The sequence below is a fragment of the Pedobacter sp. Leaf216 genome (assembly GCF_001421515.1).
In the GTDB taxonomy this organism is placed as follows: domain Bacteria; phylum Bacteroidota; class Bacteroidia; order Sphingobacteriales; family Sphingobacteriaceae; genus Pedobacter.
The window spans coordinates 68505-83020 of the sequence record NZ_LMKM01000038.1; the positions used below are offsets into that span (position 1 = coordinate 68505).

Genomic DNA, 14516 nt, shown 5'->3' on the forward strand with positions numbered 1-14516 from the left:
GTCAGCATAATAATTTTCTGTTCAAATTATAATTTTGGATTGATATACAGTTTGTTGTATTTTGCATCAAACATAAACCGTCATTTTGCCCTATCTTAGTAAACTGACTTGTTAGCTAACCATGATGAATAAAATTAAAGCCCTGTTCTGCGTCATTATTCCGATAGCATTAGCTTTTTTATTTAATACCAAATTAGGTAGTACGCCTCCACTGTTAAAATTCCTAAATCCTTTTATGGGTTTTTGGCAAAATGCAGAGAATAATCATTTTATGTTTAACCATAAAGCGAAAATAACCGGGGCCATAGATAAAATTGAAATCGTTTTCGATGACAGAATGATTCCGCATATTTTTGCACAGAATGATCACGATCTATACCTGGCGCAAGGTTATGTTACGGCCATGCACCGGCTTTGGCAGATGGATTTCCAGACCCGTTTTGCAGCAGGAAGAATTAGCGAGGTGGTTGGCGATAAGGCTATTGAGGTTGACCGTTACCAGCGCAGGATGGGCATGGTTTACGGCGCAGAAAACTCGTTGAAGGGTATGATGGCCGATCCAAAGGCAAAAGAAATGATACTGGCCTATACCGAAGGGATTAACGCCTATATTAAAACCCTATCGAAAGCCAACTATCCACTGGAATATAAAATACTCGATTTTAAGCCTGAAGATTGGACGCCGGTGAAATGCGCTTTGTTGCTTAAACAGATGTCGGCTGTATTGGCAATGGGCTCAGATGAATTTTACATGACCAATATCCTGAAGAAATTCGGCCCGGAAGTGACCAAAGATCTTTTTCCAGATTACCCCTTCCGTGAAGACCCTATTATCCCGGTAGGCACAAAATGGAATTTCTCGCCTTTGCCAATACCTAAAACACCGCAAAGTTTTACAGCGGCACAAACCGGCGAGGTAAAAACCAAAGAAAAAGTTGAAGGTATCGGGAGTAACAACTGGGCTTTATCAGGATCAAAAACTGCGTCTGGTTATCCGATTTTAGCAAACGACCCGCATTTGGATTTAACACTTCCTTCCATCTGGTACCAGATCCAGCTACATGCACCTGGCGTAAATACGTATGGCGTTTCCTTGCCCGGCGCACCTGGCGTAATTATTGGCTTTAACCAAAAAATAGCCTGGGGCGTAACCAACGTTGCTGCCGATGTATTAGATTTTTACCAAATTAAGTTCAAAGATTCTTCGCATAACCAATACTGGTACAATAACCAATGGAAAGCAACTACAAAACGGTTGGAAACCATTAAAATCCGCGGTGGAAAGGATGAGATAGATACGGTTTATTATACCCATCATGGTCCGGTGGTTTATTTCCAGAAACCAAAATATGGCAGGGCAGATAATGTTCCTGTTGGTGATGCCTTAAGGTGGATCGCTCATGAAGAATCAAACGAATTGATGACTTTCTACTACCTTAACCGTGGGAAAAATTACAACGATTACCGCAAGGCTTTAACTTTTTACACTGCACCTGCGCAGAACTTTGTTTTTGCAAGTGTAGACAATGATATCGCCATTACGCCAAATGGCAAGTTTCCGCTGAAATGGAAAGATCAGGGTAAATTTATTCTAGATGGCACAGATCCGGCATATGATTGGCATGGATGGATTCCGAATGCGCAGAACCCAACGGTCAAAAATCCACCTCGTGGTTTTGTCAGCTCAGCCAACCAATCGTCCACTGATACCACCTATCCTTATTACATTAATTGGGAGTTTTCTCCTTATGAACGTGGTAAGCGGATCAACGACCGCCTATCGGCCATGAACAAGGCTACCTTAGACAGTATCCGCCTGATGCAGACCGATAACTATAGCATCATGGCACAAAATCTTGTGCCTGCTTTAATACCGCTATTAAACAACGAGCAATTAAATGCCACCCAAAAGGAAGCTCTGGCTTACCTGAACAAGTGGAACAAACGTTACAATGCAAATGAAATTGCAGCCAGCGTGTTCGAGATATGGACCAAAAGGCTGACATATGACATTTGGGCTGATGAATTTGTGGTTAAGGGAATCCCGATGCGTTATCCATCCCGCGACCGTACCGTTGAAATGATTTTAAAAGAACCCAATGCATCCTGGTACGATAACATCAATACTCCTAAAAAAGAAACATTGACTGACCTGGTAAATGAAGCTTTTAAATATAGCTGCGACAGTTTGGAAAAGCGTTTTGGACCGATAAACAAAGATTGGGACTGGGCAAACGTAAAACAGAGCAATGTACCACACCTGGCTAAAATTCCCGGTTTTGGATCAAAAGTATTGCAAATTGGCGGTGCTAAATCCACTATAAATGCCTTAAGCGAAACCAATGGCCCATCATGGCGAATGGTAATCGAACTTGGTAAAACACCAAAGGGGCATGGCGTTTATCCTGGAGGCCAATCTGGTAATCCGGGAAGTAAATTTTATGACAATATGATCGATACCTGGGCCAATGGCAAACTTTACGACCTGTTTTACATGCAGAGTGCTGATGATAAATCGGGCACAATTATTTCTCGTTTAAAAATATCTAAATAAGCAAAAATGGTTTTCATTGTTATAGCAGTAATCTGTTTTCTCCTGCAAATGATCGCCCCCTGGTGGATCATCATTGTAATTTCCTTTGCTACCTGTGGCATCATTGGTAAAACAGGCAAAATAGCTTTCTGGCAATCATTTCTTGCAATTTTTTTGCTGTGGATCGGTTATGCCTTATTTAAAAGTTTACCTAACGATAATGTTTTAGCAGGCCGCGTAGCGGTAATGACGGGCATAAAAATATGGTGGTTGCTTTTACTGGTTACCGGGTTTTTAAGTGGTTTGGTTGCCGGAATAAGTGGCTATTGTGGTTACCATTTCCGTATGGCTATGCTGGCAAAAAAAACTGACGAAAAAATAGCATAATGCTTTGTACTTTTGCAGCGTGAATATAACAGCTGAAGAAATATTTTCGATAAATGACCAGGATGAGTTTAATACACTGGCTTTAAAAATTTTTAACTTACAGGCGCAAAACTGTAATGTATACCGCGAATATATTTTTCATCTGGGAATTGATGCTGAAGAAATAACCAAAGTTGAGCAAATTCCGTTTTTGCCAATAAGCTTTTTTAAAAGTCACCAGGTTTTAAGCAATACCAATCCAATTGAAGTCACTTTCAGCAGTTCGGGTACAACCGGCATGGTACAAAGCAGTCACCACGTTACCGATGTACGCTTGTATGAGCAAAGTTATTTGCAGGCATTTACTACGTTTTATGGGCCTGTAACCGAATATTGCTTTCTGGCACTGCTGCCATCCTACCAGCAACGTTCGGGCTCATCGTTGATTTACATGGTGAATGATCTCATCGAAAAGAGTAACCATCCACAAAGCGGTTATTTTTTGTATAACCATGATGATCTGCTGCAAACCCTGCTCAAACTCAAATCCCAAAACCAAAAAACAGTATTGATAGGAGTTACTTATGCTTTACTTGATTTTATAGCGCAATACGATATCGATTTCCCCGGGCTGATTGTAATGGAAACCGGAGGAATGAAGGGAAAACGTAAAGAAATGGTACGCGAAGAGTTGCATCAGCAATTGACTAATGGATTCGGCGTGAACGCCATTCACAGCGAATATGGGATGACTGAACTGCTTTCTCAAGCTTATTCTTTGGGTGAAGGAGTTTTCAACTGCCCATCGTGGATGAAAATTCTGATACGTGATACCAATGATCCTTTAAGCTTAATCAATCTAGGGAGAACCGGAGGAATCAACGTGATAGACCTTGCCAACGTTAATTCATGCTCTTTTATTGCTGCGCAGGATTTGGGGCGGATAAACCCTGATCAAAGCTTTGAAGTATTGGGCAGATTTGATAATGCCGATATCAGGGGATGCAACCTGTTGGTACAGTAAGTATTTAGTTTACCTTATCAGCGCAACTGGCGCAAATACCGGTAGCAATAAGGTTTAAATGTTCTACTTTAAAGCCCGAAGGAACTTTTAAAGCAGGGATTTTTACGGTATCGAGGCAATAAATTTTATGGCAGTTATCACAGTTAAAGTGAACATGTTCATCATGGTGCTCATGCGCACTGCAACCATCAGAGCAGATGGCATAATTGGCAGTTCCCTGCTGATCCAAAACTTTATGGATTATGCCCTTTTCTTCAAAAGCCTGTAAAACACGGTACAAAGTAACACGGTCTGCATCTTTGCCCATCACCTGCTCCAAATAAGGTTGAGAGGTTGCAGAGTCTCTTCCGCTCAAGATCTCCAGTACCTGTAAACGGGGAGTGGTTCTTTTGAGTCCGTTTTTAACCAAAAGTTTTTCGAAACGCTCTGTATTATTTTCCATAGCCATACAAAAATAAACAATTAATTAATGATTTTGGCATTTTTGATGCTTATCGGCGGGGCATAACCCGCATCTTTTTGTTCCAATTTCAAAATTCCTTTTACATGGATCGGTTTTTCGTTATAGGGTATAGCATTTTCCATCTCGATCATGATCATTACCGGAATGCCGTTCTGTCCACAAAAATAACATTGATTAACCGGCAAAGTGGCCAGCAGGAATTTCTGTTGTTTCTGTCCGCTCTTAATTGGAATGAGATAACCTGTGAGCTCAAATTCTCTGTTTTCAAAACGTTTAATGGATTCAGAAAATAAAGGCAAAAGTTCATTCCTGGCAGTAAGTTCAAACTTAACCGAACCGATTACATCCCAGTTCAAAGATCGCAACTGATCGCTGGGATTATGTTTTTGCATTTGTGACAGCACTACATTGCTCCATAGCATAAAGAAAATAACAAGCAAATTTTTCATTTTTTAGCAGCATCTAATAAAAAAAAGACCGATCGGCTATCTCCAGAATCGTTTATGATAAATTTCCCCTTTAGGATAACCGGATCTTCCGTCCAGGCAAGCGGCTTTAATGTTTTAACCTCTATCATGGAGGGAATATCGCCTGAACCACAGTATGGGCAGGAGGCAACGGGAACAATAGAAAACAGAAATTCGTTAAAACTACTGCCAACTTTAGTGGGAATGATGTATCCTGGAAGCTCAATGATTTTATTGTTGATCGCTTTTAGTGCAGGTGGGAAAACCGGTTGCCAAACCAGGGGTTTTACCTGTTTATCGTATTTTAATCCGATCAGGTTCCAGGTTGGTGTACGCATGTCGGTATGAACGTTTACCTGCGCAACTGCTTTATAAGAGGCTAAACAAAATAAAAATAAAATAATTTTTCTCATTATAACTGCTTCGCATCTAGCAAAAAAAATTCACTTCTGTCATCACCAGAATCATTAATCACAAACTTTCCTTTGAGCTTAACCGGTTTTTCGGTAATCGGAATTGCAGACAACATTTTTACCTGTACCATTGATGGTATGTCGCCTGCGCCGCAGTACGGGCAAGATGCAACAGGCACAATAGAAAACATAAACTCCTTAAACTTTGCGCCCACCTTTACAGGAATGATGTAGCCTGGCAGTTCAATCACTTTGTTGTTTAGCGCTTTTAATGCCGGCGGAAAAACACTTCCCCATTTCCCGGGTGAAATCTCTGCATCATACCGTAACCCGATTATATTCCAGGTAGGCGTGCGCATATCGGTATGCACCTTAACCTGCGCTGCCACTACGTTTACACTTAGATATAAAGCAGTTGATAAAGCTAATGTCTTCATTGTATTAACGGTCTTTTGTTAAAGTTTCGGCAATATCAACCTTATAAATTTGCATGGCGGGTATAAGCGATGCCACTGCACCGATAAGCAAACCGATCCAAATTAAATACCCTTCCTGCCGAATTATGGTAAGCCCGGTTAATTTTGCCTGTGATGATTCCTGGAATGTTCCGATTACCTCCAACGCCAAGTGTCCTGCCAGTAAGCCAAAACAAGCTCCAATAAAGGTTATTAAAATACCTTCGAACAGCACCAGGAAAAACAGCTTTACCTTTGATGCTCCCAAACAGCGCATGATTGCCAAATCGTATTTTCTTTCTTTCATTGCATTATATAAACTGATGAAAATACTCAATGCTGCAATGCCCATTATCAATATGGCGAACCATTTTAGGGTGTCAATTCCAACTCCGATAAGTGAAAATAACCTTGCACTTTCCATCGCCGGTGATGCTGCCTGCATATTGGTGCTTTGATTAACCATGCGGGGAAAGAGGACAACAGACATCGGGGATTTATACTGGATCAAAAGTGCCGTAATCTGTTTATCATTTATCTCTTTTTTATCCGGCAGGTTTGGATGAAGATCGATTTCACCATGTTTTTCTTCATGCATTTTATACACGCTGCCAATATTGGTCAGTATCAGGTTATCGGTTAAGTTTCCCTGCGGTTTCAATATGCCTTTTACCAGGTAAGCATGTTGTTTGTGGATATCGCCGTTGCCCGTTAAACCATGTGCGCCGAAAAAAGTATCTCCAATTTTTAAATTCGAAGTTGAAGCGACTGTACTTCCTATGGTTACCTCCAGATCTTTTTGCCAAAAAACTCCTTTTTGCACTGACAAACCGTAAAGATTGACAAAAGCGCTATCTGTGCCTACAATCCTAAACCCGTTAAAGTTATCACCCAAAGCCAACGGAACGGCCCGTTTAACCATCGGGTGATGTGCTAATCTGTAAGCATCTTTTGCCGGAATATTTCCTGTAGGATAATCGATATGGTAAATACTGCTCAGGATTAATTGTAAAGGACTGCCCTTTGCGCCTACAACAAGATCAATATCTTTGGCATTTTTTTCCAGTTTATTGCTGATCTGATCAGAAGCTAAAAAAAGAATGGAGAGAATGGCCACACCAAAGGCCACCAGAACAATGTTAAGTATGGTAGTCAGTTTATTCCTTGCGAGATTTTTGTAGCTGATTTTAAAAATATTCATTAGAGCAGATAGGTTTTAGTAAAGTGTTCACTAACCCTTTGATCGTGCGTGGCAATAATTAATGCAGCTCCGTTTTCTTTTGCCTGTGAGGTGAGCATCTGAATTACCTGAGCAGCATTTTCATCGTCCAAACTTGATGTTGGTTCGTCGGCAACCAACAGATCCGGTCTGTTTACCAATGCCCGGGCTACTGAAACCCTCTGTAATTGCCCCTGACTTAGTTGATCGGGATATTTTCTGGCCAGATCGGCGATACCAAGATCATTTAAAACTGCAAGATTACGTTCATGATCGATTTTTAAACCGGCCATCACTGCGGCAAGCTCAAGGTTATCGAGCACATCAAGAGATCGGATGAGGTGCGGCCGCTGAAAGACAATTCCAATATGCTTTCCCCTAAAACGGTCCATCCTTTTTGCAGATAACTCATATAATTCGGTATTGTTAATCAAAATTTGGCCTTCCGTAGGTTTCAACAGGCCAGAAATTATGTTCAATAAAGTACTTTTCCCACTGCCCGATGCACCAAGTAAAAGCCATTGCTCCATATCTGCAACCTCCCAATCAGGAAAATTTATCTTCCTCCCCTTTTCATATACATGCGTTAATGATTGGATATTAATCATGGTGTGCTGCTTTTTTAATTTTCTTACTAATGATGTTTTTAATCGCATAACGCCGATAAAGTTCAATCCCATCGTTGGTGCCGTGTTTACAAGCGGGATTTAACATTGTGATGAACAGCAGTGCAGGAATAAAAAAGATTTTATAATTCTTGATCATGTTGATGGTTAAGGATGATTTAAAATTGATGGTTTATCGGGCAGGATTTAAGCATCCGCAGATTGATGAAATGAGCGATTGCAATTGTAAAACCTCCAAGTGGGATCATTATTGGCTCGAGCAGTTCAACCCCTGATAAATGGCCGAAAGCAATACAGGCAAAACCTAAAACAAGTACTACAAGCGGCGCAATGCGGTGGTGCTGCTTTCGATATGCACCGCTCAAGCTCCATATGCCCAGGATTAACGAAACCGCAATCATAGTAACTTCTACAGCCTCGTTGGCCAAAAATCCTATGCCCCACATGGGCAAAACGGTGATTAAAAATGGTAATGCAGCGCAATGTATGGCGCAAAGTGTTGAGGCAGTGATGCCAATCCGATCCAGGTTGATCTTGTAACTCCGTAATTTCATTGAATAATTTTAGCAATCAAATATAAAAGCAATATAGTTGCATTTAAAATATTTAACGCTTTATTTGCAACATAATTGCATTAATATGATGAAGAATTTAATAGCAATCGTTTTGAGCGGATTTTCAGGCTTTGTAAAACCACCTTAATAACGCTATGCTAAATGAGATAATCAGCCTGGAGTTTCCACAAAATATATGCTCACTCTCAAGAAACAAGATGGAAATTACTTGTTGGCAGGGATCAGGATTTTAGTGCCTGCAAAAAGAGCTTGTTTTTGCAATAAGGGGAATGCTTAGAAAAAGTGCTCAAATTGCGTCTGTTAATTCTTACAGAATGAATAAATTATAAAAACGGCACGTTGCTTAAAACCCTTTTAAGAATATTTATAGTTAAAATCAGCAATTTTGGGGAAATTAGTAGATTAAATAAACAAAAAGGTAGTTTTTTGATAATAAACTTAGCTGTTATTTTATGTAAATTTGATTTCCCTACAAACTAAGGCTTAATATGACATCTCCTAAGGACTTAACAATGGCTAAAACCTGTCCACCCTGTCCAAAATGCAAAAATTTTGAGACTTATCGGGTGCCGAGAGGTTTTATCTTTAAAACACTTATGCCCTGGGTATCAATTAAACGATACAAATGCTACAAGTGTTTTAACAAGTTTTACCTATTCAAGTAGTGCCGTATTTATTAACTCCCTCATCTTAGCCACCTTAAAGTGGCTTTTTTATTTAAAGTAATTTTCAAGCCCGATAAACAGATATTAATCCTTAATTATCGGGTTTGAGAATTTTATTCAGCGATGAGAAGAAAATAGTTTTTCTTGCCTTTTTGTACCACTATGAATTTATCGTTAATGAGGTGATCTGCAGTAAAAACCTGTGCCATTTCAGCAACCTTTTCTTTATTTACAGAAACACCGCCACCCTGAATGGTTTTTTTCGCCTCTCCTTTTGATGGGAAAATAGCAGATTTTTCGGCAAGCAAGGTTGCGGCATCAATACCGGCACCAAGTTCTTCAATTAAAATTCTGTACTGTGGTATGCCATCAAAAATATCGAGTACTTCTTTATCAGGTAAGCCTGTTAAAAACTCCAGTGATCCGTTTCCGAACAAAAATTCAGAAGTTTTAATGGCAGTTACCAAAGCTTCTGCTGAGTGTGTTTTAACGGTAATATCTTCAGCCAAAGCTTTTTGAAGAATGCGCAGGTGCGGGGCCGCATCATGTTCTTTTTCCAAGGCCTCTATTTCTTGCTTATTTTTCAACGTAAAAATACGGATCCATTTTTTCACGTCGTCATCTGATGCGTTTAACCAAAACTGGTAAAATTTATAGGGAGATGTTTTCTCCGGATCTAACCAAACTGCGCCGCTTTCGGTTTTACCGAATTTGGTTCCATCGGCTTTTTTAATTAACTGTGTAGTAATGGCATAAGCGGTTCCTGCATCTTTTCTTCTGATCAATTCTGTTCCGGTAACAATGTTCCCCCATTGATCGGATCCACCCATTTGTACCAAACAGTTTTCATTTTTCCATAAATGATAAAAATCATACCCTTGAATTAACTGGTAGCAGAATTCGGTAAAGGAAAGTCCGGAATCGCCTTCCAAACGTCTTTTAACACTATCTTTCGCCATCATGTAATTAACGGTAATGTGTTTACCTACATCCCTGATAAAGGTAAAAAGATTCATATCCTTAAACCAATCGGCATTGTTCACCATTACCGCGCCATTACCACCTTCTTCAAATTTTAAGAATTTGGCCAGTTGCTTTTTCATCCCTTTCAGGTTATGCTCAATCATTTCCGGTGTTTGCAGATTACGCTCATCAGATTTTCCAGATGGATCGCCTACCATACCTGTAGCACCACCAACCAAAGCAAACGGTTTGTGCCCGGCATTTTGAAAATGAATCAGGGTCATGATCTGAGTTAAGTGCCCAACGTGCAACGAATCTGCTGTAGGGTCGAAACCGATATAACCAGAAGTCATACCTTCGTTTAACTTTTCTTCAGTATTCGGCATAATATCATGCAGCATGCCACGCCATCTTAACTCTTCAACAAAATTCGTCATTGTACAAACACTTTAATAATGTGCGTGCAAAGATAAAATTTTAGCTTAGTTTAAAGCAAATTTGTTGGTTTTGTAAACCAGTTCTTAAAATCCGTATTGGCTGTTTCAAAATCGGCATGCCCAATGAGGCAATTTAAGCTGGCATTACTCCTGATAGATTGATTCGGAACCCCGCCACCGTTTAACCAGTTATCACATAGTTTTTTGATCAGTGAAACTTCACCGTCTTCCACCGCATCCATATCCATCGAATTTAGTGTTACATAATCATCTTTGTCTATCCCTGCAGGAAGATCCCAGTATTTACCGCCGGCATCATCTTTTAAAATCGGTCGTAGCGCCGGGTTCATGCGGATAAAATCAACAGGTTTTGCCGGCATATCGGGATTAAGAATCATGTAAGCTACAAAAGCCGCGGTATCGGGTGGGTCGTTTAATATACTTGTTCCCATTTTCTGAATATCTTTAATCAAACCTGGCGCTTCGTGTTTGGCCTTAAGTTCTTCATATTTTACGGGGATTTCTTCGTCATATTGCAACTGTGAAACAGTTCCTGTACCGATGGAAAGCACCTGTACATTTTCGATTCCATATTGCACCCTGTTGCAGATTGCTTCGGTAACGGCAACAAGAACAGGATTATTATTACCGGTAACTCCCCCATCCCAATAATATTTGGGCTTATTGTTTACTAAAAAGGTAGCCGGCTCGTTAAAATAATTCACCGGGGCAGTGCTGGAAGCATGTATTGCATCAACCAGACTTACCAAACAATCTGACGGTGTTGAAGCCTTTGGCTCCAGGTTCTGAAGTTTTCTTTCAATCACGGATGTGGAAGCCATACTACTGCAATCAGACCTGAACAGCTCGGCCCTGTTGCGGTAATAATCATATCCGATGATCAGAAACTGGGTTTTCACCGCACCGTTTATAGCCACATGTGCCGGAATATCCATCATGTCTATTTGGGCAATTCCCGGCAAAATCTCCTTTAGGGCAGCATGTTTCCTTTTGGTGGCGTATTTTGCACCAATTTTAAAAATCCGCGCGACGCTCGCCAGTAAACTTTTTTCAAAAAAACTTAATCTTGAGAATACTTTGCTCCTTAGTTTTTCATCATCAAATATCTTTTCTATTTCAGAAAGCTTAAGGTTTTCGGCCATGGCGGCTGCAACCAGACTGCCACCACTGTTTGCCGATACCAGATCGAACTGCGCCAGCACTTCATGACCGGTTGGATCGGGATTGTTAAAAGTTTCGGCGAAGAGTTTACGCAGGCATTTTACCTGGATAAGTGCCCAGGAGCCTCCTCCATCGAGCGATAATATCCTGTAAGTTTTAGCATTAGGCATGATGCATCAGATTAGGTACAATTAAAGCTATACATTATTCGCCTGCAAAACAATATTGATTTATGTACAATATTTCCACTTCGGGTTTTACAACCTGACAGAAAACATTAACTTGCAGCATGAACTTTTTATCCCATTATTACTTCGACCGGGCAAACAGTAATGCCAATGTGGTAATGGGAACGGTTTTGCCTGATCTGATTAAAAATGCCGCGAAAGAGGCCAATCTGTATCCTCAAAAAAATGAATTTTTATTTAAGGGCAATCCAGATGAAGAGCATTTACTTCTTGGCTGGAAAAGGCACCTTGCAGTTGATCTTTTTTTCCATTCTTCTGATTTCTTCCTCGAAAAAACCTCAGTGCTTAAACAGCTCATTAAACCTATAGTGGAAAATACACCGGTACGTCCATCTTTTCTTGCACATATCGGTTTGGAACTTTTACTGGATCATTTACTTGTAGAACGCAACCTGATCCAGGTAAACGATTTTTATGAGAAGTTAAATGCGGTTAAAAAGGAATCGTTAAGTGATTTCCTCGAGCATTGCAATTTAAAAAACCCTGAGATTTTTTTCAATTTCCTCGAAAAGTTTATTGGCAGCAAATATCTTTTAAGCTATCAAAAGCTCGAAAACATCAGCTACGCTTTAAACCGGATCTGTATGCGTTTGTGGCCTGAAACGCTCAACGAAAAACAGCTCGAGGTACTCACTTTTGAACTTGCGATATTTAAAACAGCATTGGAAAAAGATTTTATGGACATTTTTAAAGATATTGAAGAAAAACTAAGATAATATTCTTGATCATTATCAGTTAAGTGTATTCAACCATTCTTTTATTAAATACAGCCTTTAACAGCTATAATGTTTAGTTAAATCAATTTATCCTCAGGATTTATTTCTCACCGTCATAAAAACCGATTCTTCATTTTTCTATATTTGTCTTATGTCGCTTACTGCAATAAAACAAGAAATGGATGCCCTGGTGGCCGAATTAAACCAGCACAATTATAACTATTATGTGCTGGCCATGCCTACCATCGGTGATTATGAATTTGATAAAAAATTAAAACACCTGGCCGAACTGGAGAAAGCAAACCCGGATTTTGCCGACCCGAATTCGCCTACCCAGCGCGTAGGGGGCGATATTACCAAAAACTTCATTACAGTAAACCATAAATACCCGATGTTATCGTTGGGGAATACCTACAACGAGCAAGATCTGCGCGATTTTGACGAACGCATCCGCAAAGCAATCGGTGATAATTTCCAGTATGTATGCGAACTTAAGTTTGATGGTCTATCCATCAGCCTTACTTACGAAAACGGCAAACTGTTAAGGGCAGTAACCCGTGGGGATGGCACAAAAGGGGATGATGTAACCAATAACGTTAAAACCATCCATACTATTCCCCATCAAATTAAATCTGATGTGGCACCCGATCATTTCGAAATCCGCGGCGAGATATTTATGCATAAAGCGGCCTTTTTACGTTTAAACGCTGCCCGCGAAGAACTGGGCGAAATTCAATACGCAAACCCGCGGAATTTTGCCTCCGGAACAATAAAAATGCAAGACAGTAAGGAAGTAGCCAAACGCCCGTTGGATGGATTTATTTATTTCCTGTATACCGATAAAAATGAATTTAAAACCCATTGGGAAAGCTTAAATGCCGTAAAAGAATGGGGTTTTCATGTATGTGAGCACAACAAACTGGTTTCAGACATTGATGCAGTTTTGGAGTTCATTCACCACTGGGAAGATGAGCGTTTTAAATTGAGTTACGACATTGATGGCATTGTAATTAAAGTTAACAGTTATGCCCAGCAACAGGAATTAGGCTTTACTTCCAAATCGCCACGCTGGGCAATCTCATATAAATACAAGGCTGCCGAGGTGGAAACGGTATTGGAAAAAGTAACATACCAGGTTGGCCGGACGGGTGCGGTAACACCGGTTGCCAATTTAAAACCGGTATTACTGGCTGGCACAACGGTTAAACGGGCCACCTTGCACAATGCCAATGAAATTGAACGTTTGGATCTGCACGAAGGGGATACAGTATATGTGGAGAAAGGTGGAGAAATTATTCCTAAAATTATCAAAGTAAATCTTGATAAACGTTTGCCCGGTGCAGCAAAAGTGCATTATTTACACAATTGCCCTGAATGTGGTACCGAACTGGTTAGAAAAGAAGGCGAAGCGGTACATTATTGCCTGAATGATGAAGGTTGTCCGCCGCAGATTGTGGGAAAAATACAACATTTTATTTCGCGCAAAGCTATGAATATTGATGGACTTGGCGACGAAACCATCGAAACTTTTTACAAGCATGGTTTAGTTAACCACATCAGCGATTTATATACTTTATATCAAAAATCGGATCAGTTAAAAACTCTCGATCGTTTCGGTGAACGTTCAATAGAAAACATGCTTGCAGGGATTGAAAAATCAAAGCAAATGCCTTTTGAAAAAGTCCTCTTCGGACTTGGAATACGTTATGTTGGCGAAACAGTTGCTAAAAAAACAGCTGCCGGAGTTAAAAATATTGATAATCTTGCTAAAGCAACTGTAGAGGAATTGATAGCTATTGATGAAATCGGGCAACGGATTGCAGAGAGCATTGTTGAATATTTTGGAAAACCGGAGCACTTACAGCAGGTAGAATTATTAAAATCAGCAGGATTACAGTTTGAAATTGAAGAAAAAGTAATTACGCTTGATAGTGATAGACTTATTGGAAAAACATTCGTAATTTCGGGCGTTTTTGAAAACTTTAGCCGCGATGAGCTGAAAGATATGATTGAAGCAAACGGTGGCAAGATGCTGAGCGGTATTTCGGGCAAGCTTGATTACCTGGTTGCGGGTGATAACATGGGGCCATCGAAATTGGAAAAAGCAAACAAATTGAATGTTCCGATTATTAGTGATGCTGAGCTTTTAGAAATGATAAAATAA

The 14516-nt window shown here is 40.1% G+C and carries 15 protein-coding genes; 5 read left to right on the forward strand and 10 right to left on the reverse strand.

Going from position 1 to position 14516, the window contains the following annotated elements; translation table 11 throughout:
• Positions 1–121 precede the first annotated feature (121 nt).
• The 3 genes from ASE74_RS23805 to ASE74_RS23815 are packed head-to-tail and all read left to right on the forward strand — an operon-like array spanning position 122 to position 3923.
• Positions 122–2554: a penicillin acylase family protein gene (locus ASE74_RS23805; protein WP_235526210.1), complete on the forward strand. Its 2433-nt coding sequence runs from the start codon at positions 122–124 to the stop codon at positions 2552–2554.
• Positions 2555–2560: 6 nt separating this feature from the next.
• Entirely contained in the window at positions 2561–2920 is a 360-nt protein-coding gene (locus tag ASE74_RS23810) for a hypothetical protein (RefSeq protein WP_055915149.1), read from the forward strand.
• 19 nt (positions 2921–2939) lie between these two features.
• On the forward strand, positions 2940–3923 hold the full coding sequence (locus ASE74_RS23815) for an acyl transferase (RefSeq protein ID WP_200912351.1): 984 nt from the start codon (positions 2940–2942) through the stop codon (positions 3921–3923).
• 4 nt (positions 3924–3927) lie between these two features.
• On the opposite strand, the gene ASE74_RS23820 is transcribed toward ASE74_RS23815, so the two are convergent.
• From ASE74_RS23820 to ASE74_RS23860, 10 genes are all read right to left on the reverse strand, one after another.
• Positions 3928–4365 carry a Fur family transcriptional regulator gene (locus tag ASE74_RS23820; RefSeq protein WP_055915153.1) on the reverse strand — a complete coding sequence of 146 codons (438 nt, stop codon included), beginning with the start codon at positions 4363–4365 and terminating at the stop codon, positions 3928–3930.
• A gap of 20 nt (positions 4366–4385) precedes the next feature.
• The gene (locus ASE74_RS23825; RefSeq protein ID WP_235526211.1) at positions 4386–4835 is read right to left on the reverse strand and encodes a hypothetical protein; all 450 of its coding nucleotides are present in this window, start codon (positions 4833–4835) and stop codon (positions 4386–4388) included.
• Entirely contained in the window at positions 4832–5266 is a 435-nt protein-coding gene (locus tag ASE74_RS23830) for a hypothetical protein (protein WP_055915157.1), read from the reverse strand. Before ASE74_RS23830 ends, ASE74_RS23825 begins: the two co-directional genes overlap by 4 nt.
• The gene (locus ASE74_RS23835) at positions 5266–5703 is read right to left on the reverse strand and encodes a hypothetical protein (protein WP_055915160.1); all 438 of its coding nucleotides are present in this window, start codon (positions 5701–5703) and stop codon (positions 5266–5268) included. Before ASE74_RS23835 ends, ASE74_RS23830 begins: the two co-directional genes overlap by 1 nt.
• A 4-nt stretch (positions 5704–5707) precedes the next feature.
• Positions 5708–6922, reverse strand: a complete 1215-nt coding sequence (locus ASE74_RS23840) for an FtsX-like permease family protein (protein WP_055915163.1) — start codon at positions 6920–6922, stop codon at positions 5708–5710.
• Positions 6922–7548, reverse strand: coding sequence for an ABC transporter ATP-binding protein (locus tag ASE74_RS23845; protein ID WP_055915166.1), 627 nt, complete (start codon positions 7546–7548; stop codon positions 6922–6924). Before ASE74_RS23845 ends, ASE74_RS23840 begins: the two co-directional genes overlap by 1 nt.
• Positions 7541–7705, reverse strand: coding sequence for a hypothetical protein (locus ASE74_RS24875; protein WP_157255520.1), 165 nt, complete (start codon positions 7703–7705; stop codon positions 7541–7543). The genes ASE74_RS23845 and ASE74_RS24875 overlap by 8 nt, the downstream gene beginning before the upstream one ends.
• 19 nt (positions 7706–7724) lie before the next feature.
• Entirely contained in the window at positions 7725–8120 is a 396-nt protein-coding gene (locus ASE74_RS23850) for a MerC domain-containing protein (protein ID WP_055915168.1), read from the reverse strand.
• 799 nt (positions 8121–8919) lie between these two features.
• On the reverse strand, positions 8920–10206 hold the full coding sequence (tyrS, locus tag ASE74_RS23855; RefSeq protein WP_055915171.1) for a tyrosine--tRNA ligase: 1287 nt from the start codon (positions 10204–10206) through the stop codon (positions 8920–8922).
• Positions 10207–10256: 50 nt separating this feature from the next.
• Positions 10257–11558, reverse strand: coding sequence for a patatin-like phospholipase family protein (locus ASE74_RS23860; RefSeq protein ID WP_055915174.1), 1302 nt, complete (start codon positions 11556–11558; stop codon positions 10257–10259).
• Between the two features lie 119 nt (positions 11559–11677).
• Here ASE74_RS23860 and ASE74_RS23865 point away from each other — a divergent pair, with 119 nt between their 5' ends.
• Together ASE74_RS23865 and ligA are read left to right on the forward strand one after the other, a co-directional pair.
• Positions 11678–12352, forward strand: a complete 675-nt coding sequence (locus ASE74_RS23865; RefSeq protein ID WP_055915177.1) for an ACP phosphodiesterase — start codon at positions 11678–11680, stop codon at positions 12350–12352.
• A gap of 151 nt (positions 12353–12503) precedes the next feature.
• The gene (gene ligA, locus ASE74_RS23870) at positions 12504–14516 is read left to right on the forward strand and encodes an NAD-dependent DNA ligase LigA (protein WP_055915180.1); all 2013 of its coding nucleotides are present in this window, start codon (positions 12504–12506) and stop codon (positions 14514–14516) included.

Excerpts from the sequence above, each read along its gene's own strand:
- ASE74_RS23805 (WP_235526210.1), top strand. The coding sequence starts at position 122 with ATGATGAATAAAATTAAAGCCCTGTTCTGCGTCATTATTCCGATAGCA.
- ASE74_RS23810 (WP_055915149.1), top strand. The coding sequence starts at position 2,561 with ATGGTTTTCATTGTTATAGCAGTAATCTGTTTTCTCCTGCAAATGATC.
- ASE74_RS23820 (WP_055915153.1), bottom strand. The coding sequence starts at position 4,365 with ATGGAAAATAATACAGAGCGTTTCGAAAAACTTTTGGTTAAAAACGGA.
- ASE74_RS23825 (WP_235526211.1), bottom strand. The coding sequence starts at position 4,835 with ATGAAAAATTTGCTTGTTATTTTCTTTATGCTATGGAGCAATGTAGTG.
- ASE74_RS23830 (WP_055915157.1), bottom strand. The coding sequence starts at position 5,266 with ATGAGAAAAATTATTTTATTTTTATTTTGTTTAGCCTCTTATAAAGCA.
- ASE74_RS23835 (WP_055915160.1), bottom strand. The coding sequence starts at position 5,703 with ATGAAGACATTAGCTTTATCAACTGCTTTATATCTAAGTGTAAACGTA.
- ASE74_RS23840 (WP_055915163.1), bottom strand. The coding sequence starts at position 6,922 with ATGAATATTTTTAAAATCAGCTACAAAAATCTCGCAAGGAATAAACTG.
- ASE74_RS23845 (WP_055915166.1), bottom strand. The coding sequence starts at position 7,548 with ATGATTAATATCCAATCATTAACGCATGTATATGAAAAGGGGAGGAAG.
- ASE74_RS24875 (WP_157255520.1), bottom strand. The coding sequence starts at position 7,705 with ATGATCAAGAATTATAAAATCTTTTTTATTCCTGCACTGCTGTTCATC.
- ASE74_RS23850 (WP_055915168.1), bottom strand. The coding sequence starts at position 8,120 with ATGAAATTACGGAGTTACAAGATCAACCTGGATCGGATTGGCATCACT.
- tyrS (WP_055915171.1), bottom strand. The coding sequence starts at position 10,206 with ATGACGAATTTTGTTGAAGAGTTAAGATGGCGTGGCATGCTGCATGAT.
- ASE74_RS23860 (WP_055915174.1), bottom strand. The coding sequence starts at position 11,558 with ATGCCTAATGCTAAAACTTACAGGATATTATCGCTCGATGGAGGAGGC.
- ASE74_RS23865 (WP_055915177.1), top strand. The coding sequence starts at position 11,678 with ATGAACTTTTTATCCCATTATTACTTCGACCGGGCAAACAGTAATGCC.
- ligA (WP_055915180.1), top strand. The coding sequence starts at position 12,504 with ATGTCGCTTACTGCAATAAAACAAGAAATGGATGCCCTGGTGGCCGAA.